Consider the following 22,398-nt stretch of genomic DNA (forward strand, 5'->3'; position numbering starts at 1 on the left):
CGGCGGACGGCGGTGCCGTCCTCGTCCTGGACGAGGACGGCACCGCCGTCGGGGTTGCGGGGTGAGGCGGCGTCAGGCCAGCACTCCCTTGGCGATCCGGAAGGCGTTGGCGGCGATGGTCAGGGCCGGGTTGACCGCCGCCGACGAGCAGAACACCGAGGCGTCCGCCACCCAGAGGTTGTCGTGCTCGTGGGTGCGCCCGGCCGGGTCGACCACGCTGGTGGCCGGGTCGGTCCCCATCACGGCGGTGCCGCACTGGTGGGAGTTGGTCTCGATGCCCATCCGCCGGGTGAACACCAGCGGGTAGCCGGCCGCGCGCAGCGCGCCGGTGGTGCGCCGGACCAGTTCCCGGTGGGCGCCGAGGTTGTTGGGCCGCCAGTGCACGGTGATCCGTCCGGCCGCGTCCAGCAGGACGCGGTTGTCCCGGGTCGGCAGGTCCTCGCTGGTCAGGTAGAGGTCGAGGCTGCGGCCGGTGACGAAGCGCCGGACCGCGGCCGGCACGTTCGGGCTGGCCGCGCGCACCATGGGCTCCTGGAGCTTGCCGAGCATCTGGACGTTGCCCAGCGGGGGGCGGCCGCCCTTGGCGAGGTACCAGTCGTTGATGCCCAGCGTCTTCTGGAAGACCGCCCGGTTGCGGCGGGCGGGGTCGGCGGCGACCAGGAAGGTGCTGTTGTGCACCAGGTAGTTGCGCCCGACCTGGCCCGAGCCGTTGGCGAGACCCGAACGCAGCAGCAGCGCCGCGGTGTTGACGGCGCCGCAGGCGAGCACGAAGCGCTCGGCCCGGATCGTCAGCTCCCTGCCGTCCCGGGTCGCCATGGCGTGGGTCACCCGCCCGGTGGCGTCGGCGTGCAGCCGGCCGACCAGGGTGCGGGTCAGCAGCCGGACGTCGCCGCCGGCCAGGGCGGGGCGCAGCGCGCGGACGTCGGCGTCGCTCTTGGCGCCGACCAGGCAGGGGAAGCTGTCGCAGGTGGCGCAGCGCACGCAGGCGCCGCCCTCGCGCAGGTCGATGCCGGTCGGCAGGTGGAAGGGGTTCAGGCCCTGGTCGCGCAGGCGGTGGGCGAGGTCGACGACCGCGCCCTCGTGTTCGACGGCCGGGTGGGGGTAGTCGGTGGAGCGCCACGGGTCGGTGGGGTCCTCGCCGCCGGCGCCGTGCACCCGGTAGAGGTCCTCGGCCCGGCCGTAGTGGGGTTCCAGGTCGGCGTAGTCGATCGGCCAGCCGGGCGAGTCGCCCTCGGCGTGGGCGACCGGGCCGAAGTCGGTCTCGCGGAAGCGCGGGAGGGTGGCCCCGTAGACCTTGGTGTTGCCGCCGACGTAGTAGTGGACGCCGGGCTGGAAGGGCCGCCCCTGCGCGTCCTGCCACTGGTCGCCGTTGCGGTAGCGGCCCTGGACGAAGACCGCCTCCGGGGACCAGTTCTGCTGCTCGCGCGGCAGGAAGTCGCCGCGTTCGACGACGAGGATCCGCGCGCCGGAGGCGCGCAGCGCGTGGGCGAGGGTGGATCCGCCCATGCCGGAGCCGATGATCGCGAGGTCGCAGTCGACCTCCGGTCCGTCCGGCTCGATGACACCGGGGAGCCGGTGCGGTGCCTGGTCGTCCGTCATCCGGTGGTCTCCCGTCGGGTGGTCTGGAGCAGCCGTTCGGTGATCTCGTGGGCGAAGGCCATCACGGTGCCCTGGGGGCTGATGCCGGTCGCGCCCGGGAGCACCGAGGCGTCGCAGAGGTGGAGGTTGTCGAAGCCGTACGGCCGTCCGACGGCGTCGCAGAGCCCGCCGTGGGCCGGGTCGCCCATCGGGCAGGAGGCCATGGCGTGGACGGAGACCAGCGGCCAGTCGGCGAGGGCGCTGCGGTCGGCGCACTGCCGGGCCTCGGCCTCCGAGCGCAGCGGGGGGCCGGGGAACGGCGGGTGGATCTCGGTGGCGCCGGCGGCGAGCAGCAGGCGGGCGGTGCGGTGGAGCGCGGAGCGCAGCCGGGCGGCGTCGGCGGCGGTGAGCCGGTGGCGCAGCAGGGTGTGGCCGCCGGGCAGGGCGGTGACGGTGACCGGTCCGTCCACCCGGACCTGGGCGGTGAACAGGGCGACCCGGTCGAGGTCCGCCAGCACGGAGTTGACGGTCCGCGGGTCGTGGCCGGCCAGGGCGGCCCCGAGGGCGCCGGGGGTGAGGTTGGCGGGCATCACCAGCAGTCCCTCGTCCTGGAAGTGCTGGAGCTGGGCGGTGAAGATGGTGCCGTTGGTGGCCCGTAGGGGCTCCCGGAAGCGGGCGACGACCTTCAGGTTGACGTGGACGGCGGTGCGCCGGCCGGCCCGGCGGCGGTGGATGCCGCTGCGCTGGAGCAGGGCGGGGGTGCCGATCGGGCCGGCGGCGAGCACCACGGTGCGCGGCCGGTAGCCGACCGGTTCGCCGTCGGGGCCCACGGCGTGGACCTCGGTGACGCGCCCGCGGCGGTGGCCCAGCCTCAGCACCCGGGTGCGGGGGCGGATCAGCGCGCCGTGGCGTTCGGCGGCGGGCAGGTAGCTGAGCAGCATGCTCTGTTTGGCGCCGGACGGGCAGCCGGTCGGGCAGCGGTTGGCGTGCGAGCAGCCGGGGGCGGCGCGGCGGGCCGCGGCCCAGTGCCAGCCGAGCCGGTCGGCGCCGTCGGCGAGCAGCCGGGAGTCGCGGTTGCCGTCGCCGGGCTGCTGGGCGGCGACGCCGAGGCGCCGGGTGATCTCGCGCAGGTGGCCGTCCAGGTCGGTGCGGCGGTAGCCGTCGGTGCCGGCCCGGTGGGCCCAGCGGTCGAGCAGGTCGGCGGGCGGTTCCCAGAGCAGTCCGCCGTTGACGACGGTGGTGCCGCCGACGCAGCAGCCCTCGCCGAAGGCGATGACGGGCCGGCCGTGGATGGGGGCCAGGCCGGCGTGCCGGTAGAGGCGGCGGAGGTTCTGCGCGGGCGAGGCGGCGGCGAGTTCGGCCGTCGTGACCCGCGGGCCCTCCTCGAGGACGACGGTCTCGCGTCCGGCCCGGGCCAGGCCGAGGGCGGCGACGCTGCCGCCGGCGCCGGAGCCGATCACCAGGGCGTCGCAGTCGATCGGGCGCGGTGGCCGGCTCATCGGGCGGCCATCCGTTCGGCGGTCCACGACGCCGGGACGCGCGCGGGCCGCAGGTCGGGGCCGTCCCCGGCGGTGGTGGCCGCGGCGGCGTCCAGCCCGCTGTACAGGGCGAGGGTCTCCGCGGTGCGCACCGCCCGCCCGATCAGCGGCAGCCGCTCCACCCGCCGGAGCCCGGCCAGCAGGGCGTCCGGCGGGGCGGCGGCCGGGCGGCGGCCGGTCAGCAGCAGGAGCGCGAGCGGCACCAGCCGCAGTGCCACGGCCAGGCCCGCCCGGTAGTGCGGGGCCAGTTCGGCGAGGCTGCCGAGGACGTGGGCGCGGGCCGCCGCGCGGGCCGCCGGACCGCCCAGGGCGGGGTGGCGCAGCGTCCAGATCCGCAGCAGGAGGTCGATCGTCACGGGCGGAGCCTCCCGGCGGCCAGTTCCCTGGCCAGTCGGCCGAGCAGGCGCACCGCGCCCTGTCCGAGCACCTCGTCGAGCGCCCGGAGGAAGGTCTGCGCCTCGGCCTCCTCGGCGACCAGCGGCGGCGCGACGACCAGCGGCAGGCCGTGGTTGGACCCGAAGAAGGTGAGCACGCCGTGGTCGCGGTAGAGGGCGGCGATCACCGCGCCGGTGATCAGTTTGGTCCGCAGCCGGGCGTCGCGTCCGAGTGCCGCCGGGAGCAGCGGCAGCAGGCGGTCGAGCGAGGCCGGCCCGGCCTTGAGGAAGACGCCGTGCAGGGCGCCGCACCCGGAGGTCGAGGCGACCAGGGCGGGGTGCCGGTCGGCGATGTCCCGCAGGCCGGTCTCCAGGACGGCGCCGAGCTTGCGGGCGCGTCCCGGGTAGTCGTCCTCGACGGCGACGGCGACGGCCTCCAGCGCGGTGGCGGTCTCCTCGCCGAAGCCGTAGTAGGTGGTGCTGTGCAGGGTGGCGTCCTGGAGGTTGTCGTAGGCGCGGCGGAAGACCGGGCCGCGGGCCACGTACCCGGCGATGGACGCCTTGCCGCCGCCGAAGGACTTGGACATCGTCACCACGTCGGGGACCAGCCCTGGGTGGTGCATGAAGTGGAACAGCGCGCCGGTGCGGCCCCAGCCGGTGTAGACCTCGTCGAAGACCAGCACGATGTCCCGTTCGGTGCACAGCCGGCGGACCTCGCGCAGGAACTCCCCCGAGCACTCGCGCAGGCTGGAGGCGCTGAACGGCTCCAGCACCACCGCGTAGACGTCGCTGCCGCCGTCGAGCGCCCGGTGCCGGTCCAGGGCGAGGGCGAAGGAGTCGAGGTCGCCGTAGCCGAAGTAGTCGGTGCCGGGGATCCTCGGGTAGTCGAAGTGGAGTTCGGGCGAGGCGGTGAGGCTGCCCGCGCCGAGCAGTTTGCCGTGGAAGGAGATGTCGGTGTGCAGCACCGTGCCGCGGCGGCCCGCGTGGTACTTGTAGGCGAGCTTGACGGCGCCTTCGACCGCCTCCGCACCGGAGTTGGGGAAGTAGCTGACGTCGAGGTCGCCGGGGAGCAGCCGGGCCAGGTTGTGGCTGAGGGCCGCGACGTAGGGCGAGAGGTAGTTCTTGTGGACCTCCATCCGGCGCCGCTCGGCGAAGCTCCGGCGGGCGGCGAGGATCCTCGGGTGGTTGTGGCCGTGGTTGAGGACGCCGATCCCGCCGGTGAAGTCCAGGACGCGCCGGCCGTCGCGCAGGGTGATCCAGCAGCCCTCGGCGCTCTCGACCAGGTCGTGTCCGAAGCCGAACGCCCCGACCAGGGAGACCTGGCTGCGGCTGACGAAGCTCCGGTAGAGCGCGTGCACCTGGTCCTCGGTCAGGTTCTCGGCGGCCGCGATGTCCAGCAGGTCGTTCATACCGCCTCCTCGGTCGGTGCCGTGCGGAGCCCCGCGTGCCGGCGGGTGCGGATCCGGTCCGCGATCAGCCGTCCGGCCGACCGGCCGTGCCGTACGGCGTAGTTGGTGCCGCGGTCCTCCGGGAAGACCTGCGCCATGCTCGACATGTAGAGGCCGGGCACGGCGCACTCGACCTCGGGGACGCGCCGGGAGTAGCCGGGGGTGACCACCGGCTGGGCGTGCTCCGCGCGCCAGACGTGGTAGCGGTGCACCCAGTCCTCGCGGAACCGCGGGAACATCCGGCGCAGGTGGGGCAGGCTGTGGCGGTAGACCTCCTCGTCGCTCATCCGGTACAGCTCGGCGTCGACCGGGAGGTACTTGGACAGGTAGACGAGGTGGCGGCCGCCGTAGCGGTCCGGTGCGTCGAGGTTGGTGTGCTCGATGACGCCGACGTACGGGAACGCCGGGTCGGTGACGTTGAGCCAGTAGGTGTCGGACAGGGCCCGGCGGTTCTCCAGGACCAGGCAGAGGTTGGCCAGGTACGGGACGGAGCGCAGCCTGCGCAGCAGCGCCGGGACGGCCGGGTGGGCGCCGGCGGCCCCGTCGAGCATGCCGGCCAGCGGGCCGGGGGCGGTGGTCACCAGGACCCGCCGGGCGCGCAGGACGCGCCCGCCCGTCCGGACGCCGGTCACGCCCCGCTCCCCGACCAGCACCGCGTCGACCGGGCTGCCGGTGCGCAGGTCCACGCCCAGGTGCTGGAGCCGGTCGCGCCAGGCCTCCAGCAGTGCGCCGGAACCGCCCCGCAGGTAGTGCAGCACCTCCTTGCCCGAGCGGGACCGGCTGCCGCCGCGCAGGTGCAGCTTGGTCCACATCCAGGTGGCGCCGACCTGGGAGGCGTAGGAGCCGAACTTGCCCTCCAGCAGGGGGCGCCAGACCACCTCGAAGGCCCGGCGCCCGCCCAGCTGGACCAGCCACTGCTCGGCGGTGAGCGCCTCCAGTTCCCGCCAGTGCCGCACCCGGCCGGCCCGTACGGCCGACAGGCCGAGCCGTAGCCGGTCGACCGGGGGCAGCGGGGCGAAGCGCAGCACGTCGAGCGGGCTGGAGAGGCGGTACACCGAGTTGGCGTGGTAGACGCCGGTGCGGGTGGGGCGGCGTTCGATCAGGTCCGCGCAGCCGAGTTCGGCGCAGAGCCGGAAGATCTCGTGGTCGGAGTCGAACCAGTGGTGGTAGAACCGCTCCAGCTGCCGGCCGCCGACCGGGAAGGTCGCGGCGAGGCCGCCGATCCGGTCGGCCGACTCGACGACCCGGCAGCGCAGGCCCGCCAGGGCGAGTTCGTGCGCGGCGGCCAGGCCGGTGAAGCCGGCGCCGACCACGATCACGTCGGCGTCGTCGGCACCCGGGCCGGCACCGGGCACCGGGTCGGCGGCGTGCGGCCGGCCGCCGCGGCCGGCCGGGTCGGCGGCGGTCACCGGCCCAGCACTCCCGCCACGGCGGTGCGGAACCGCTCGGCGACCGCGTCGACGTCGGCCGGGGTGCTGCGCGCGGTCAGTCCGAAGTCGGCGCCCAGGTAGGTGTCGGTGAGCCCGACGGTCAGCGCCAGCGAGCGGGCCAGGACGTCGTCCGTCCTCGGCAGCGCGCCGGCCCGGTAGTCGTGCCGCGCCGTGTCGGGCGGCCGCCGGAACGGGCTCGGCCGGGCGTCGCCGGCCATCAGGGCGGTGAGTTCGGGCAGGCCGCCGTAGTAGTGCTTGGGCGAGTGGAGCAGCGTACGGGTGCCGAGTTCCTTGGCCACCGCGTCGGCGCTCGCCGCGTCGTCGAAGAGGTAGACCAGCAGGGTCGCGCAGTCGCCGTCGGCGTCGTGCAGCAGGCGCGGGCGCAGGCCGTCGCGGGCCGGGATCGCCGCGGCCAGCGCCCGGGCCAGCGTGCGGTTGTGGTCCAGGATGGCGTCCAGCCGGGCGAGTTGGGCGCGGACGACGGCCGCGGTGAAGGCGTTCATCCGCAGGTTGAGGCCGAAGAGCTGGTCCCCGTCGCCGGTCTCCTCCCCGTAGGGGAACCAGCCGTGGTGGTGGAAGGAGTAGGCGCGCTGGAAGAGGCGCTCGTCGGGGGTGAGCAGGAAGCCGCCGTCGCCGCCGGTGATCACCTTGAAGATGTTGGTGGAGAAGGCGCCGGCCTGGCCGAAGGTGCCGACCGGACGGCCCCGGTAGGTCGCCCCGCAGGCCTGGGCGGCGTCCTCCAGCAGGAACAGCCCGTGGTCGTCGGCGATCTGCCCGAGGGCGGCCAGGTCGCAGGGCGCGCCGAGCATGTGGATGGGCATGACGGCCTTGGTGCGCGGCGTGATCCGGGCCAGGACGTCGGCCGGGTCGAGGGTCAGCGACTCGTCGATCTCGGCGAACACCGGGGTGGCGCCCGCGAAGACGACGGCCGAGACGGAGGCGGCGTAGAGGTAGCCGGGGACGATGACCTCGTCGCCCGGGCCGATGCCGAGCGCGGCGAGCGCGGCCAGCAGGGCGGAGGTGCCGCTGTTGACGGCCAGGCAGTGCGGGCCGGCGAAGCGTGCGGACAGCTCCCGCTCCAGGCCCCGGACCTGGGCGTCCACGCCGGGTGGGCGGGAGTGGGCGTCGGAGGTGGCGAGCCAGGAGTCGACGACTTCGAGGAGGTTGCGGCGCTCCTCGGCGCCGAAGTACGCGTATCCGGGACCAGGCATGAGGCTCCTTGGTCGGGCGTCGGTCGGTGCTCGGTCGGTTCTCGCTCGGTGTTCGTTCGGTGCTCGGTGGGTGCTCGGTTCGGTACTCGGACGGATGTCGGGGAACGCCGGCCGGCGCGCTCCGGCTGGTGCGCGGGCGGTCCGGCCGGCGCGGGCGGCCGGGTGTCAGAAGACGACGGGGCAGAACGGCGCCGGATCGTGGCGGAACGCCGTGGCGGCGGCCCGGACCGCGCCCGGGCGCAGTTCGCGCACCAGGCCGGCCCGGGCGAGCTGCACCAGGGAGGTGCCGCCGAGGTGCAGCGCTCCCAGCTCCCGGGCGGTCAGTTCCAGGTCGGCCGCCGCGGTGGTGGGCCGGCACTCGCCGCCCTCGGGGCCGGTGCGCAGCCGGAACCGCCGCTCGTTCCACGGGCAGAGCGGGTCGGTGACGTCCAGGACGACGTCGACCTCGGCGGCGTAGCCGCGCTGCTCCAGCGCCCGGTCCACGTCCACCAGCCGCACGTGCAGCTGGTCGCGCAGGACGGGCGCCGCGCTGCGGGGGTCGGTGAGCAGGGCGAGCACCGGGTCGTCCACCGGCCGGTCGGCGACCACGCTGCCGGCCAGGTCGACGTCGAGCAGGGCGCGCCAGAGCGCCGCGCCGGAGGCGGGGTCGCGCGCGAACAGCTCGCGCACCGACACCTCGTAGCGCGGCACCGAGTGCTCCCAGGCCGCGGTCAGCCGGTAGAGGGCGTAGCCGGACGGCTCCCCCCGCTCCTCGACCACCAGGCAGAGCAGGCGTCCGCTCCCGCCGCGGTGGTCGGGCAGGTCCAGCACGGCCCGGGCGGCCCAGGCCGCGTCCCGGCGCAGCGTCCCGGGGCGTTCCCCGACGCACTGGGCGTAGACCGCGGCGATCGCGGCGGAGTGCTCCTCCGGCCCGCCGATCCGCACGGTCCGCTCGCCGCCGGCGGTGTCGCGCAGCTCCCGGGCGTGCCGGGGGATCCGGATCTGGGCGGCCTGGCTGGCGAGGCCGAACCCGAAGCGGCCGTAGATCCCGGCCTCGGTGGTGTTGAGGACCGCCACCGGCTCGGCGCCGCCCTCGTGCAGGGTGTGCAGGACGCGCAGCACCATGCCGCTCATCACCCCGCGCCGCCGGTGCTCGGGCGCGACGGTCACGTAGCCGAGGCCGGCCACCGCCCGGGGGCCGCCCGGCAGGGTCATTTCCAGCGAGTAGACGGCACAGGTTCCGCAGGTGCGGCCGCCGATGCGGGCGACCAGCGATCGTTTGGGTTCGAAGATCGACGCCGCCGAGGCGTGGTAGTCCGCGGTGTGCCCGTAGCCCCCGTACGCCAGTTCCACGACCGGAACGAGATCGTCCCAGGAATCGGCGGCGGACATCTCCGGGACGGCAGAGAATTCGGGCATGCCTATCACGCACTCCTCACACAAAGAAGATCTCCGGGAATTCAGATCATGACGGTCCGGCATATGAGACGGCGCGTTTCCCGAGACAGGTGGACCAGCACACCCGGGCGACGGTGACCTGATCACGTCAGAAGTCACAGGTATAGCACGATCGAACCACGCGGCGTCAAGAAGCCGGAACCGCACCACCGTTCACGGCTCCGGCACCGTGATCAGTATTCTCAACCGGAATTCCATTCCTCGCATTAAGCACTCTTGTGATCAATGGAAGATTCACTCAGACTCGCTGCGGTGGATGATCCCTGGTGCGCCAGCGATCCATTCTGATCCACCCCCCTGCCCGTTTGTGTGATCACAGCGAGGAGACAGGTATGTCCAACCCCAGGTTCATCGCCGGCAACACGCCCGTGGGCGACTGGCAGCAGCATGTCGAGGAGGACAACGGGACCGGCATCTACATCGACGTCGACACCTCCGCCGGCAACTTCAGCGAGACGCCGGTCTACACCGCGAACCTCTGCGGCCGCGACTCGATGTGGACGACCACCGGGGGGAACACCATCTACACCCCCACCTCGAAGGGCTTCCGGATCTACGTCCGCTGGCAGGACGGCCGTCCGCTGACGGTCGACTACGCGGTGAGCCACGGCTGGTACATCAGCTGGGTGGCCACCGAGGTCTGAGCCCCGCCCCGGTCCCGTTGAGGCCCTGAACCGCTCCCGGGCCGGCCCGTGCCGCATCTGCCGCGGCCGCGGGCCGGCCCGGTCGCGCCGGGCCCGCGCCCGTTCCCGGGCCCGCCCTGTTCCCGTCCCTCCTCCCGCCCTCCGTTCCCGCCCCTGTCCCCCGTCCTCGTTCAGCGACCAAGGGAGAGCCATGCGAGCCCCGACCGAGCGGCAGCTGGGCCAGTTCCGCGGCGACACCGTCCCCCACCACCCGGACGTCACCGCCTGGAGCCTCGTCGAGGCGGCGGCCGCCCGTACCCCCGACGCCGTCGCGGTCGAGCATCCCGGCGGAACCCTGACGTACCGCGGGCTGATGGCCCGGGTCGACGCCCTGGCCGGCCGGCTGGCCGACGCCGGGGTGCGCCGGGGCGGCTTCGTTCCGCTGGTGATGGCCGGCGGGCCCGAACTGCTGGTCGCCATGCTCGCCGTGCTGCGCTCCGCCGCCGTGTTCGTCCCGCTGGACGAGCAGTGGCCCGGCCCGCGCCTGCGCGCCATGGTCGACGCGTGCCGCCCCGCCGCGGTCCTGCTCTCCCCCGGCGCCGCCCCGGACGGCTGGTCCGCGCCGGCCATCGCCGTCGATCCGGTCTCCGGGCCCGCGCCGGCCCTCCCCGCACGGCCGGTGCCGGCGCCGCCCCGCCCGGACGAACTCGCCTACGGCTTCTACACCTCGGGCTCCACCGGCACGCCCAAGTGCGCCCTCAACCTGCACAGCGGCCTGGCGAACCGGCTGCTCGCCATGGGCCGCCGGTTCGGATCGACCCCGCGGAACGTGGTGCTGCAGAACAGCCGGCACACCTTCGACTCCTCGCTGTGGCAGCTGCTCTGGCCGCTCACCTGCGGCAGCCGGGTCGTCATCCCCCGCGCCCACGACATCCTCGACCTCACCGCCACCGTCGAGGTGATCGGGCGCCACCGCGTCACGATGACCGACTTCGTGCCCACCATCCTCACCGCCCTCGTCGAACTGCTCGACTCCCGGCCGGAGTTGGTGGACGGCCTGGCGAGCCTGCGGATGCTGCTGGTCGGCGGCGAGGAGATCGCCCCGCAGAGCGTGCGCGCCCTGCAGCGGCTCCTCCCTCAGCTGCGGGTGACCAACACCTACGGCCCGACCGAGGCCTCGATCGGCTCCGTCTTCCACGAGGTGTCCGCCGAGGACCCCGCCCCCGTGCCGATCGGCCGGCCGATCGACAACACCTGGGCGGTCGTGCTCGACGAACACGGGGAACCGGCCCGCACCGGGGAGGTCGGCGAGATCTGCATCGGCGGCGCCTGCCTGGGCACCGGCTACCTCGGCGACCCCGACCGCACCGCCCTCGCCTTCGTCGCGAACCCGTTCCCCGAACTGCCCGGGGAGCGGATGTACCGCACCGGCGACCTCGGCCACTACGGCGCCGACGGACTGCTCTACTTCGACGGCCGGCGCGACCAGCAGGTGAAGATCGGCGGCGTGCGGGTCGAGCTCTCCGAGATCGAGCACGCCGTCGCCTCGCACCCTGCCGTGCGCGAGGCCAAGGTGCTGGTCAGCGACCACGGCGGCGGCCAGCACCTGGCCGCGTTCTTCACCGTGCGGGGCGACCTGACGAAGCATCAGCTCAGGTCGCACGTCCGCGCGCTGCTGCCGGCGGAGCTGGTCCCGAAGCGGTTCGTCAGGCTCGACGCCGTCCCGGTGAACGGCAACGGGAAGACGGACCGCAGGGCCCTCGCGGAACTCCTGAAGTCCCCCTCGCCGACCGGGCCCGACGGCTGGACGGCCACCGGGAGCAGCACCGAACGCGCCCTCGCCGAACTGTGGAACGCCCTGCTGCCGGAACCCGTCACCAGCCCGGACGCCGACTTCTTCGACAGCGGGGGCGACTCGCTCCACGCCCAGCGGCTCGCCCTCGCGGTGTCGGCCCGCTTCGACACCCCGCTCTCGATCCGGGACATCGTCCACGCGCCGACCATCGCGCTCCAGGCCGCCGCGCTCGACGGCGGCCGTGCCCTGCCCGCCGCCCCGACCAACACCGCGACGCCCGCCACCGACCTGACGCTGCCCGCCGACATCCGGCCGGCCGGCACCCCGTCCGGGCCGCCGCGGCACGTGCTGCTCACCGGCGCGACCGGGTTCATCGGCGCCCAACTGCTGCACGACCTGCTGGAACGGACCGACGCGACCGTGCACTGCCTAGTCCGCGCCGACGGCCCGGAGGCGGCCCGCCGACGGGTGGTGGACGCCCTGCACCGGTACCGGCTGTGGTCCGACCGGACCGCCCACCGGATCCACGCCGTCCCCGGCGACCTGAGCGGTCCCGCGCTCGGCCTCGACCCGGCCGACCACCGCCGACTGGCCGAACAGGTGGACACCGTCGTGCACGCCGGGGCCATGGTCAACCTGGTGCGCGGCTACCGCGCCCACCGCCGCACCAATGTGACCGGCACCGTGGAACTGCTCCGGCTCGCCGCCACCGGCCGGCCGGCGATGGTGCACTTCGTCTCCACCCTCGCCGCCTGCCCGGCGGAGCCGGCCGGGGACACCCCGGTCCCGGAGCGCCCCGTCCCGGCCGGACGCACCCCGGACACCGGCTACGGGCAGTCCAAGTGGGCCGCCGAACAGCTGGTCCAGGCCGCCGCGGACCGCGGTCTGGCGGTCGCCGTGCACCGGCTCGGCGAGGTCATGCCGTCCACCCGCACCGGCATCCCCAACCCCGGCTCGCGGGTCGAGCTGCTCGTCCGGGCCTGCCTGCGGGTCGGCGCCTACTTCACCAGCGACCTGAGCACCGACTACACCCCCGTCGACCACGTCGGGCGGCTGCTGGTCGCCGCCGTCACCCACCGCCGGTCCGGCTACTTCCACCTGCTGCGCCCCGGGCCGCTGCCGCTCGACGACCTGCTCGGCGGCTTCGGATCGGCCTTCGGCCTGCGCAAGGTCGAGTACCAGGACTTCTGGCAGGCCGTCCACCGGGCCGCGGCCGCCGCACCCGACGACCGCCGGCTCGCGGGGGCGCTGGCGCTGCTGCCGGTGCCGACGACCCGCCCGGAGCGCTCACCGATGGCCTTCGAGGACGCCGCCGCCCGCTTCAGCACCACCCGGGCCGCCCGGCTCGCCGTCCTCGCCGACGCCCGGGCCCTCCCGTCCAACCCCGACGGCCTGCACCGCTACGTCGCCTACCACGCGGACCGCCGGGGCTGACCTCCCGGTGCGGGTCCGCGGCGGGCCTGGCACAGGGGCTCCCGGCGTGGGAAGCCGACCGGGCCGGCTTCCCACGCCGGGGACGGGCCCGCCGCTACCGCGCGGCGGCGCCGGTGAGCCGCTCCGCCACGGCCGTCGGCGACGGCATCGCCGCGATCTCGGCGGCGACCTCCCGCGCGGCCCGGCTCAGCGCGCCGTCGGTGAGCAGCCGGTCGAGCAGCTCCGGCCCGATCTCCCCGGCGCCCGCGCCGAGCCCGGCTCCGCGTTCGCGCACCGCGTCCGCGGTGATGAAGCGGTCGGACCCGTCCGGCAGCACCAGCTGCGGGATGCCCGCGTCCAGCGCGCTGAGCGCGGTGCTGCTGCCGCCGTGGTGGACGGCGGCCGCGCAGGTCCCCAGCAGCGCCCGCCACGGGACCCAGCCGTACGGGCGGACGTTGTCCGGCAGGGTGCCGAGCGCGCCGAGGTCGAGTTCGCCGGTCGCCAGCACGAACTCCGCGTCGACCTCGGCGGCCGCCGCGATCACCCGCTCCAGCCTGGTCAGGCCGTCGGTCTTGGGCGCGACGGTGCCCAGGGTCACCGCCACCCGCGGACGGTCGGCGGGCCCGGCCAGCCGGTCGGGCAGTGCGCCCTCGCCGTTGTAGGCGACGGGCCGCATCGAGCAGCCGTAGCGCTCCGGTCCGGCCATGCTCGGCGGCGCGAGGTCGACGGTGTCCGCCGGTTCGGGCAGCCGGTCGATCCCGTGCCGGGCGAAGGTGTCCGCCATCTCCGCGAGCATCAGCGCGCGCAGCTTCGGGGTGCGGACGAACCCCAGGTCGTGCTGGACCGCGGGCACGCCCAGCCGGGTCGCCGCGAGCAGCGCCACCGGGAACTGGTAGTCGTACACCACCAGGTCGGGCCGCCACCGCGCGGCGAGCTCGACCATGGCGTCGGCCACCGCGCTGTTGACGTGGGCGGCCAGCGGGACGAACGCCTCGCGGTCGGCCGAGTTGCTCTCGACCACCCGCCGCATCAGGTCGGGCCGCCGGGTGCGGCCGGCCTCCCGGATCTCCTTGCGCCAGTCGACCCCCGGCGCGACGGGCAGGTACGGCAGCCCGGATCCGGCGACCGGCTCGCCGCCGTCCATCGAGGCCACCGCGACCTCGTGGCCGAGCGCCCGCATCGCCCTGGCCAGCGGGACCAGCGGGAAGAGGTGGCCGATGCCGGGGGCGCCGGCGAACAGTACACGCATGAAGGAACCTCGGTGGTCGGGACGGGGGGTCAGGAGGCGGCCCGGTGCAGGGCGGCTTCCATGCCGTTCAGCACGGCGTTGCAGTCGCGCTGCAGGGTGGCGGCGTCGACGGCGCTCAGCAGGTAGACCCCGAGCCAGTTGCGCGATCCCGCGGACGGGTCGAAGGCGGGCACCGGCTGGCCGGCCGGCATGGCGAAGGCGGGGACGGCCTCGATGGTGCTGCCCGGGGACAGCAGGCTCTGCCAGTCCACGGCCTGCGGGTTCCAGACCGGCGTGCTCCGCCAGGGCACGCCCGCCGCGTCGGCCGGCACGACGGCCAGCGACGCGGCGGCCCTGACCCCGTCGGTGAGCATGGCCTCCGGATAGTCGACCCGCTCGCCGAGCAGCTGCCGGACCAGCATGCCGATCGGGTCGAGCCCGAAGACCTCCTCGACCTGCCGGGTCGTCAGCAGGCCGCCGAACCGGGCCGCGGTCTCGATGACCACCAGCTCGCCGTCCTTCATCAGCTTCAGCTCGGTGTGGGTGCCGCAGTTCTCCAGCCCGAGCGCGTCGACGGCCTGCCGCGAGACCTCCTCGATCCGGCGCTGCAGCGGCACCGCCATGACGGACGGCGAGGTGCTGGCCACCTCGACGAAGGACGGCACGGTGGGCAGCTTGGCGGTGATGGCCAGCGGGCGGTAGACGCCGTCCGCGACGATGCCCTCCACGCTCACGTAGTCGCCGTAGCCGGGCTCCTGGTACCAGCCCTCGGTGGAGCCCTGGGCGATCTCCTCGACCAGGCGGTCCCGGTCGGTGTCGGCGGCGTAGAGCTCGTTCATGCCGACCCGGCTGCCGGCCCGGAGCCCACGCTCGATCCCGGCCCACGCCGGGGCGGCGTCCGCGGGCCCGTTCAGCACGATCTGGGCGACCGAGCCGGCGCCCCAGGCGGGCTTCAGCAGCAGCGGGGGCGTGAAGTCGGCGAGCGCGGCGTCCAGGTCGACGAGGCTGTCGACCCGGCGGAACCCGGGTACCGGCACCCCGGCCTCGGCCCACGCCTCCCGCATCAGCCGCTTGTCCCGGGCCCGCAGGATGCCGGCGCCGGCCCCGGCCAGGTTGAGCCGGCTCGCGGCGTGCGCGACGGCCAGCACCGCGAACTCCGAGAGGGTCAGCACCGCGTCGGCCCCGATGGCCTTCGCGTGCTCCACGATCAGGTCGACCAGCTCGTCACCGCGCGGCGCGTCGGGCACCAGCTCGATGCCGGTACAGCTGGGCCGCCAGACGTCCTCCCCGGTGGTGGGCAGCGGCGCCAGCGCGAGGACGTGCAGTTCGCCGCAGGCGGCGATGCGCGGGAAGGCGTACTCCAGCGGGGCGCCGCCCTTGACGTAGACGTACAGAATCCGGTTCAACGTACTCTCTCCTGAGGGAAGTTCATTCGGCCCGGGGCATGCCGGGGCCGCCTCGCACGGACCCCTGGACAGGCGGGGCCCGTACGGTGCTCCGGCAGCGTCAGCCGGCGGTGTGGAAGGGGCGCAGCTGCAGCAGGCTGACCCGGTCGCCCTCGATCGCCCACTCGATGTCGACCGGGGCCGCGTAGGTCTCGTCGGGTGCGAAGTGCGACTGCAGCAGCCTGCTGATCAGGGCCAGCCGGCGGACCAGCTCCTTGGTCCCGGTGTCCAGGTCGCCGGTGGCGGTGCCGAGCGACAGCGTCCGGCTGCCGCCCTCCATGGTGTTGCACAGGTACTGGAGCGGGGCGCCCCGGCCGGAGACCACGTCGGTCACCGAGCGCGGCGAGATGTTGAGGTAGACGTTGCGGAAGTCCTGCGGGCTCAGCGGGTTGCAGGTGACCAGGACGCCGCCGACGGTGGCGCCGACCTGCTCCTGGACGATCACGCCCATCCGGCAGTGGTCCAGGGGGATGCCCGCCTGGCGCCGCAGCAGCACCGCGCGCGGCGAGAAGAGCGAGGCCCACACCTCCCGGACCGCGTCCAGGACCGCCTCCGTGCCGCTGACCTGGGCCACCGATTCGTAGAGTCCGGCGGCGGAGAAGCCGGGCAGGTCCTCGGCGTTGGAGGAGCTGCGGACGACCTGGACGGCGCTGCCGTACAGGTGCCGGTCGAGGGCCCGGTCGATCTCGGCGCGGACCGGCTCGGGCAGCGGGGTGCCGCGGACCAGCCGCTGCACGTCGAGGCAGAGCTCCTCGATCCGCGACGTCCCCTCCTCCTGCCCGGCCGCTCCACCGCGCGGGGCGCCCTCGCCGAGGGCGGAGTCCAGCCGCTCGACGGCGTCCCGGAGCTCCGGCGAGGAGTCGAGGAAGCGCTGCTGGAGCGAGAACGGCAGCACGATCCCGCGCGGCACCTCGGCGTGCTCCTTCACCAGCAGCCGCGCGGCGGCGTCCAGTTCGGTGCCGTCCGCGTCCTCCGGGAGGCCGAGCTGCCGGGCCAGGTAGCGCAGCAGGTCGGCCCGGGGCGGCCGGGGCACCTGGTAGAAGCCGAGCCAGCGGGGCGAGCCGTGCTGCAGCAGGTGGGTGAGTTCGCCGAGGTTGGCGGCCTTGGTGCCGAACCGGACGTGGTCGCCCTCGCGCAGTTCGAACAGCGGGGTGACCGGCGTGGGCGCGAGGTCGGGCCGGTCCACGGTGATCCGGTCGGTGGGCGGGGCCGGTCGCGCTCCCCGGTCGGTGGGCGGCTCGGCCGCTTCGAGCAGGAGGTCCTCGCCGCCGACGTCGACCCGGTAGCGCACCCACCGGCCGGCCAGCCCGGCGCGCTCGATCCGCTCGACGGCGCCGATGCGGACGGCGTTGGGGATCCGCCAGCCGGCGGCCATCACGTTGATGTGGGAGAGCGGCGTGGTGTGCTCGGTGTGGATGATGCCGGACACCCGGGGAATGTCCTCGGGCACCCGGGGCATCACCACGATGTCGTGCCACTCCAGCGGCTCGGGGTCGGCCCGGTACTCCTCCTCCGAGCGGAACACCCGCAGCCGGCCGTGGGCCGTCCCGGCGGCCAGCGGCACGAACGAGGCCGCGGAGTAGAGCTCGTGGGACAGGACGCGCGGTATCTCCGACTCCGGGATGCCGGCGAGGTAGCCCTCCTGGCGGTGGCCGGCCGGCTTGAGCACCAACCGCAGCGACGGGTCGACGTGCTCGCGCACCCGGTGGTAGAAGAAGCGCAGCATCTCCTGGTCCATGGTGTCGACGTCGACGGTTTCCAGGGACAGGAAGGTGTCGGCCCCGTGGCCGTTCTCCGCGGTGCGGGTGTGGCGGGCGAGGGTGCCGAGATAGAAACGGCGGTCGGGATTCCGGTATACCTCGTCGTTGAACGAATCGAGCCGACCCGCCAGTTCCTCGATCGACATGCCGAGGATCTCGCAGGCGATGTAGCGGACGTGGAGGGTGCCGTCGGCACTGTCGATGAAGTGGAGCACCGACTCGTCGCGGTCGAGCACGATCTTCACATAGGGATAGCCCCCGACCTGGCCGGCGAGCTCGGAGAACTCCTCGAGGGTGAGCTTTTCGCCGGGGAGGCGGGGCCGCGTGGTCGCGTCGTTGCGATCCGAACGGGACATGCGCACAGTTCAGCCATTCGTCATCATGTACACGATCAGTACACGTGGTGCAGAGGGGTTACGACTAACTCCATCCACACTGCCATTCGATATGAACATTTGACGAATGATCATGTGACATCAGGCCAACTTGAAACGATCAGGCCATAAGGATCTCGTCAGGGAATAAATCACTGCCCCACATCGATCCGAGATCGCCTGAGGTCGTACAGGAATCAACACTTCCGGAAATCCCCGATCACCGATCACGCGCCGGTCCGCCCCCTGTCGGGGGCGCCCGCCGGAGCGCGCGCCGGCGGCACGGTGCCGCTGGCATAGTGCGGCGGCACGGTCCGCCACCGGAGGGCCGCCCCGGCGCGCAAATCCCTTGAAAAACAAGGGAGTTGACCTTCCATTGGCGGTACTGTGGAGTGAGCATGACGCTCTGGCCGGCGTCGCGCCCCGGACCGGGGGCCGGTCGGCCGTGGCTGCCATCGGCGCAAAGGGGGAGCATCCTGATGGCATACGCGAAGGGTTACGACGTCTCCGACTTCCAGTCGGGCATCCCGGGGGACGCGGAGTTCGTCTTCATCAAGGCCACCGAGGGCGGACGCACCGGCCAGTCCGGTTACGCCGACAAGCTCGCCGACGCCCGGCGCCGGGGCCTGGTGGTCGGGCACTACCACTTCCTGCACGCGGAGAACCCGGTCGACGGCGAGGTGGAGCACTTCTGCCGGGTCGTCGGACGGATCCCGCCGGGCGAACTGCTGGTGCTGGACTTCGAGCCGTACGGGCAGTCGGTCGGCGACGGGGCCGCGACCGAGGCGAAGAACCGGTGGCTGGCGGCGGTCAAGCAGCGCTACCCGGACCACCTGGTCGGGCTCTACACCAACCGCGACTACTGGTTCCGCACCGACGACAACGCCGGCGACTTCCTGTGGATCGCGGACTACGTGGCCGCGGGTGCGCCACGCGTCCAGGCGCCCTGGCACTTCCACCAGTACAGCGACGACCCGCTCGACGTGGACGTGTACAACGGCTCGCTGGACGAGCTGCGGGCGTGGGCCGGCGCCGCCCAGGCCCCCGAGTCGCCCGCGCCGGCGCCGGACCCCGTGCCACCGGTGCCCGACTGGCCGGGGCTGCAGCTGGTGGACCGCGCCCAGTGGGGCGCGCGCCGCTGGCGCGAGCCCAACGGTTCGATCCCGTACGCCGGGCCGCGCGCCGGGGTGAAGGTGCACTACCTCGGCACCGCGTACACCTTCGACACCCACGACACCTGCCCGGCCTACGTACGGCGCCTCCAGGCCTCGCACATGGACGACGACCGCTGGTCCGACATCGGCTACAGCTTCGTGGTCTGCGAGCACGGCCACGTCTTCGAGGGCCGCGGCCTGAACCGGCGCAACAGCGCGAACGGCGACGTCCCGCTCAACGAGGCGCACTACGCGGTGTGCGGACTGGTCGGCTCCTCCGGGTCGACCGAGCCGACCCCGGAGATGCTCAACGGGCTGCGGGACGCGATCGAGTACTGCATGCGGCAGGGCCCGGCCGGCCCCGAGATCAAGGGGCACCAGGACGGCTACTCGACCGACTGCCCCGGCCCGGCGCTGTACGCCTGGGTGACGTCGGGTGCGCCGCGCCCGTCCGGACCGGTGCCCGATCCGCCGTCCCAGGAGCCCGCGCCGCAACCGGACCCGACCCCGGCCCGGTACCAGAACAGCGTCGGCGGCCTGCCCTACGGCTACGGCGCGCACGGGCCGCAGGTCACCGCCGTCGGCGAGGCCCTGGTGGCGGCGGGCTTCGGCTCGCACTACAGCGAGGGCCCCGGCCCGGACTGGACCGACGCCGACACCCTCAACTACGCCGACTACCAGCGCAGTCTGGGCTACTCCGGCGGGGACGCCGACGGCGTGCCCGGCGAGGCCTCGCTGCGCCGGCTGCTCGGCGGGGCCGTCCCGCTGGCCGAGGTGTCCAGGTCGAACGTGGTCGAGGCGGCCCGCCGGGACCCGGACGCGCCCCAGGGCGCCACCACCCACGCGGACGACGCGTACACGGTGGAGCTGGCCCTGGTCGCCGAGGGGCTGCTCGACCGGCGTTGGCTCGACGGCTCGTTCGGCACCCAGACCGTCGACGCCTACTCCGCCCTGCAGCGCAGGTACGGGTACAGCGGGCAGCAGGCGGACGGCATACCCGGCAGCAGCTCGCTGACCCGGCTCGGCCGGGAGCACGGCTTCACGGTCGTCGACTGACGTCCGCCGAGGAGGACCATGTACCAACTCGCCCTGTCCCTGTGGCGCACCTGTGTGCCCTACGTCGTCGCCTTCCTCGTGGTGCAGGCCGCGCGGCTCGGCGTCCGCCTGGACGACGCCTCCGTCACCTCCGCCCTGGTCACCGGCTTCGGTACGGCCTACTACGCGGCGTTCCGGTTCCTGGAGCACCGGTTCGGCGCGAACTGGGGCTGGTTCCTGGGGGCCGCCCGGCCGCCGTCCTACCAGCCGCCGACTCCGACGCCGACCCCGACCCCGGCGGCGGTCACCCCGCCGACCGCGTCGGCGCCCGCGCCCACTCCTACGCCCGTTCCTGCTCCCGCTCCCGCCGCGCCCGCCCCCGAGCCGGCGCCCCCCGCCGCACCGACGCCGACGCCGAAGCCGGAACCGGCGGAGCCCACGACGGCCCGCCCCGACTACCGGAACCTGCCCGAAGGCGGCTGACCGCCCGCCCGGCACCGACCGGGGGTTACGGAGTTCCCGCTTCCGCAGCCCCCACATAATAAGCACAGTAATACAATTGGCTTTTCAAGTTCGGGTCTTGACGAATAGTCCCCCGAATCTGAGACTGAGCCTGCCACCAATGCATCGGGGCCACGCGGCCCGCCCGCGATCCGAATCGCTTTCTCCCGGTCTCTTGATGCACGAAGTGAACGGAGGGGGAATTTGCCGACGACACCGACCTATCCGGGCGTCTACATCGAAGAGCTTCCCAGCGGCGTCCGTACCATCACCGCGGTGAGCACCTCGGTGACCGCCTTCGTCGGGGCCACCCGGCGCGGTCCGCTCGACCAGCCCGTCACCATCACCAGCTTCGCGGACTTCGAGCGCCGGTTCGGCGGGCTCGCGAGCCAGAGCCCGGTCAGCTACGCCGTCCAGCAGTTCTTCCTCAACGGCGGCTCGATCGCCGTGGTGGTCCGGGTCGCGGCGGCCGGCACCGGCGCCGCCGCGGGCGTCACGCTCGCCTCCACCCAGACCTCCACCGCCACCCCGGCCCTGGAGGTCACCGCCGTCGAGCCGGGCCTCTGGGGCGCCTCGCTGCGGGTCGCCGTGGACTACCGGACGCCCACCCCGGCCGAGACCTTCAACCTCCAGGTCTTCGACACCTCGGGCGCCGTCCGGGAGTCCTTCACGGACCTGTCGGTGCGGGAGGCCAGCCCCCGGTTCGCCGAGACGGTGGTGAACGGCGGCTCGGCGGTCGTCCGGGTGAAGGTCCTGGCGGAGAGCCGGCCGGACCCGGTGGGCACCGTCTCCAAGCCGTTCGCGGCCACGCTGCCGGACCTCACCCACGAGGTCCAGGTCAAGATCGGCGACGTCGCGCGGACCGTCAGGATCCACGACCCGGCGGCGGACGGCCCCGCCCCGACCACCGTCGCCGAACTCGCCCTGCTGCTGGAGCGCAAGCTGCGCGCCCTGCCCGACGCCCCGGGCCGGCGGGCCTTCGCGGGCACCCGGGTCAGCGTGTTCGGCCGGCAGCTCCAGGTCGTCGCCGGCTCCACCGACCCGGCCGACGTGGTGCGCTTCCTCGGCGAGGCCGCCAACAACCTCGGGCTGGAGGGCTCGGTCAACCCGCCGGTCCTCGCGCTCGCCGGCGGCCAGGACGGCGGAGCCCCCGGCCTGACCGACCTGATCGGCAGCGAGGCGGCCAAGACCGGCATCCAGGCCCTGCGGGACGTCCAGGACGTCAACCTGCTGGTGCTGCCGGAACTGGCCGGCTACGCCGACGTCGACGACGCCGTCACGGTCGTCTCGGCCGCCCAGGCGCTCTGTGCGGAGAAGCGGATGTTCCTGATCGTCGACTCGCCGCAGGCGTGGACGACGCTGGACGCCGCCCGGGCGGGCCTGTCCGCCTTCGACTCCGTGCGCGGCGACCACTCGGCGCTGTACTTCCCGCACCTGGAGCTGGTCGACCCGCTCACCGGGCGGCTGCGCAGCTTCCCGCCGTCCGGCACCGTCGCCGGCGTGATGGCGCGCACCGACGCCCAGCGGGGCGTGTGGAAGGCGCCGGCCGGCACCGAGGCCGGCCTGCCCGGGGTGCGCGCGCTGACCGTCCCGCTGACGGACCGGGAGAACGGCCTGCTGAACCCGCTCGCGGTGAACTGCCTGCGGACCTTCCCGGTGGTGGGCCCGGTGGTGTGGGGCGCCCGGACGATGGCCGGCGCCGACGTGCTCGGCTCGCAGTGGAAGTACGTCCCGGTGCGGCGCCTGGCGCTGATGCTGGAGGAGAGCCTCTACCGCGGCACCAAGTGGGTCGTGTTCGAGCCCAACGACGAGCGGCTCTGGGCCCAGATCCGGCTGAACGTGGGCGCGTTCCTGCACTCGCTCTTCCTGCAGGGCGCGTTCCAGGGAACGTCCGCGCGCTCGGCCTATTTCGTCAAGTGCGACCGGGACACCACCACCCAGGACGACGTCAATCGCGGAGTGGTGAACGTCGTGGTCGGATTCGCGCCGCTGAAACCCGCGGAATTCGTGATCGTCAAGATCGAGCAGCTCGCCGGACAGTTCGAGGTTTAGGA

At 74.0% G+C, this 22,398-nt stretch carries 15 protein-coding genes; 5 read left to right on the forward strand and 10 right to left on the reverse strand.

Going from position 1 to position 22,398, the window contains the following annotated elements:
• Positions 1–72: 72 nt before the first annotated feature.
• The 7 genes from ACZ5GH_RS03250 to ACZ5GH_RS03280 all read right to left on the reverse strand — a co-directional run bounded on the left by ACZ5GH_RS03250 (position 73) and on the right by ACZ5GH_RS03280 (position 8,977).
• Entirely contained in the window at positions 73–1,599 is a 1,527-nt protein-coding gene (locus ACZ5GH_RS03250; RefSeq protein WP_387747535.1) for a GMC oxidoreductase, read from the reverse strand.
• Positions 1,596–3,077: a GMC family oxidoreductase N-terminal domain-containing protein gene (locus tag ACZ5GH_RS03255; RefSeq protein ID WP_464333361.1), complete on the reverse strand. Its 1,482-nt coding sequence runs from the start codon at positions 3,075–3,077 to the stop codon at positions 1,596–1,598. Before ACZ5GH_RS03255 ends, ACZ5GH_RS03250 begins: the two co-directional genes overlap by 4 nt.
• Positions 3,074–3,472, reverse strand: a complete 399-nt coding sequence (locus tag ACZ5GH_RS03260; RefSeq protein WP_387747532.1) for a hypothetical protein — start codon at positions 3,470–3,472, stop codon at positions 3,074–3,076. Before ACZ5GH_RS03260 ends, ACZ5GH_RS03255 begins: the two co-directional genes overlap by 4 nt.
• Positions 3,469–4,899 carry an aspartate aminotransferase family protein gene (locus ACZ5GH_RS03265; protein ID WP_464333362.1) on the reverse strand — a complete coding sequence of 477 codons (1,431 nt, stop codon included), beginning with the start codon at positions 4,897–4,899 and terminating at the stop codon, positions 3,469–3,471. Before ACZ5GH_RS03265 ends, ACZ5GH_RS03260 begins: the two co-directional genes overlap by 4 nt.
• Positions 4,896–6,347 carry an NAD(P)/FAD-dependent oxidoreductase gene (locus ACZ5GH_RS03270; RefSeq protein ID WP_464333363.1) on the reverse strand — a complete coding sequence of 484 codons (1,452 nt, stop codon included), beginning with the start codon at positions 6,345–6,347 and terminating at the stop codon, positions 4,896–4,898. Before ACZ5GH_RS03270 ends, ACZ5GH_RS03265 begins: the two co-directional genes overlap by 4 nt.
• Positions 6,344–7,579 (reverse strand): DegT/DnrJ/EryC1/StrS family aminotransferase, encoded by a 1,236-nt coding sequence (locus ACZ5GH_RS03275; RefSeq protein WP_464333364.1) that lies wholly within the window; start codon positions 7,577–7,579, stop codon positions 6,344–6,346. Before ACZ5GH_RS03275 ends, ACZ5GH_RS03270 begins: the two co-directional genes overlap by 4 nt.
• Before the next feature lie 165 nt (positions 7,580–7,744).
• Entirely contained in the window at positions 7,745–8,977 is a 1,233-nt protein-coding gene (locus ACZ5GH_RS03280) for a GNAT family N-acetyltransferase (RefSeq protein WP_387747524.1), read from the reverse strand.
• Positions 8,978–9,348: 371 nt separating this feature from the next.
• On the opposite strand from ACZ5GH_RS03280, the gene ACZ5GH_RS03285 reads away from it, so the two are divergent.
• Both ACZ5GH_RS03285 and ACZ5GH_RS03290 read left to right on the forward strand, forming a co-directional pair.
• Complete coding sequence (locus ACZ5GH_RS03285; protein WP_355269781.1) at positions 9,349–9,660, forward strand: hypothetical protein; 312 nt, start codon at positions 9,349–9,351, stop codon at positions 9,658–9,660.
• Between the two features lie 190 nt (positions 9,661–9,850).
• Positions 9,851–12,868 (forward strand): non-ribosomal peptide synthetase, encoded by a 3,018-nt coding sequence (locus ACZ5GH_RS03290; protein ID WP_464333365.1) that lies wholly within the window; start codon positions 9,851–9,853, stop codon positions 12,866–12,868.
• A gap of 94 nt (positions 12,869–12,962) precedes the next feature.
• Here ACZ5GH_RS03290 and ACZ5GH_RS03295 read toward each other — a convergent pair whose 3' ends face one another.
• The 3 genes from ACZ5GH_RS03295 to ACZ5GH_RS03305 all read right to left on the reverse strand — a co-directional run bounded on the left by ACZ5GH_RS03295 (position 12,963) and on the right by ACZ5GH_RS03305 (position 17,636).
• Complete coding sequence (locus tag ACZ5GH_RS03295; RefSeq protein ID WP_387747520.1) at positions 12,963–14,096, reverse strand: nucleotide disphospho-sugar-binding domain-containing protein; 1,134 nt, start codon at positions 14,094–14,096, stop codon at positions 12,963–12,965.
• Positions 14,097–14,125: 29 nt separating this feature from the next.
• Entirely contained in the window at positions 14,126–15,481 is a 1,356-nt protein-coding gene (locus ACZ5GH_RS03300; RefSeq protein ID WP_464333366.1) for an ATP-grasp domain-containing protein, read from the reverse strand.
• Between the two features lie 100 nt (positions 15,482–15,581).
• Positions 15,582–17,636: a PEP/pyruvate-binding domain-containing protein gene (locus ACZ5GH_RS03305; RefSeq protein ID WP_387747516.1), complete on the reverse strand. Its 2,055-nt coding sequence runs from the start codon at positions 17,634–17,636 to the stop codon at positions 15,582–15,584.
• Between the two features lie 497 nt (positions 17,637–18,133).
• On the opposite strand from ACZ5GH_RS03305, the gene ACZ5GH_RS03310 reads away from it, so the two are divergent.
• The 3 genes from ACZ5GH_RS03310 (at position 18,134) to ACZ5GH_RS03320 (ending at position 22,396) form a co-directional block, all read left to right on the forward strand.
• A complete protein-coding gene (locus ACZ5GH_RS03310) occupies positions 18,134–19,864 on the forward strand; it encodes a peptidoglycan-binding protein (RefSeq protein ID WP_464333367.1) in 1,731 nt (576 codons plus the stop codon).
• Between the two features lie 18 nt (positions 19,865–19,882).
• Positions 19,883–20,326, forward strand: coding sequence for a hypothetical protein (locus tag ACZ5GH_RS03315; protein ID WP_464333368.1), 444 nt, complete (start codon positions 19,883–19,885; stop codon positions 20,324–20,326).
• A gap of 222 nt (positions 20,327–20,548) precedes the next feature.
• Positions 20,549–22,396, forward strand: coding sequence for a phage tail sheath C-terminal domain-containing protein (locus ACZ5GH_RS03320; protein ID WP_464333369.1), 1,848 nt, complete (start codon positions 20,549–20,551; stop codon positions 22,394–22,396).
• Positions 22,397–22,398 lie beyond the last annotated feature (2 nt).

The sequence above is a fragment of the Kitasatospora sp. Xyl93 genome, from assembly GCF_055383135.1.

What these genes read in the sequence shown, in the direction of transcription:
- ACZ5GH_RS03250 (WP_387747535.1), bottom strand. Translation starts at nt 1,599, where the DNA reads ATGACGGACGACCAGGCACCGCACCGGCTCCCCGGTGTCATCGAGCCG.
- ACZ5GH_RS03255 (WP_464333361.1), bottom strand. Translation starts at nt 3,077, where the DNA reads ATGAGCCGGCCACCGCGCCCGATCGACTGCGACGCCCTGGTGATCGGC.
- ACZ5GH_RS03265 (WP_464333362.1), bottom strand. Translation starts at nt 4,899, where the DNA reads ATGAACGACCTGCTGGACATCGCGGCCGCCGAGAACCTGACCGAGGAC.
- ACZ5GH_RS03275 (WP_464333364.1), bottom strand. Translation starts at nt 7,579, where the DNA reads ATGCCTGGTCCCGGATACGCGTACTTCGGCGCCGAGGAGCGCCGCAAC.
- ACZ5GH_RS03280 (WP_387747524.1), bottom strand. Translation starts at nt 8,977, where the DNA reads ATGCCCGAATTCTCTGCCGTCCCGGAGATGTCCGCCGCCGATTCCTGG.
- ACZ5GH_RS03285 (WP_355269781.1), top strand. Translation starts at nt 9,349, where the DNA reads ATGTCCAACCCCAGGTTCATCGCCGGCAACACGCCCGTGGGCGACTGG.
- ACZ5GH_RS03290 (WP_464333365.1), top strand. Translation starts at nt 9,851, where the DNA reads ATGCGAGCCCCGACCGAGCGGCAGCTGGGCCAGTTCCGCGGCGACACC.
- ACZ5GH_RS03295 (WP_387747520.1), bottom strand. Translation starts at nt 14,096, where the DNA reads ATGCGTGTACTGTTCGCCGGCGCCCCCGGCATCGGCCACCTCTTCCCG.
- ACZ5GH_RS03305 (WP_387747516.1), bottom strand. Translation starts at nt 17,636, where the DNA reads ATGTCCCGTTCGGATCGCAACGACGCGACCACGCGGCCCCGCCTCCCC.
- ACZ5GH_RS03310 (WP_464333367.1), top strand. Translation starts at nt 18,134, where the DNA reads ATGGCATACGCGAAGGGTTACGACGTCTCCGACTTCCAGTCGGGCATC.
- ACZ5GH_RS03315 (WP_464333368.1), top strand. Translation starts at nt 19,883, where the DNA reads ATGTACCAACTCGCCCTGTCCCTGTGGCGCACCTGTGTGCCCTACGTC.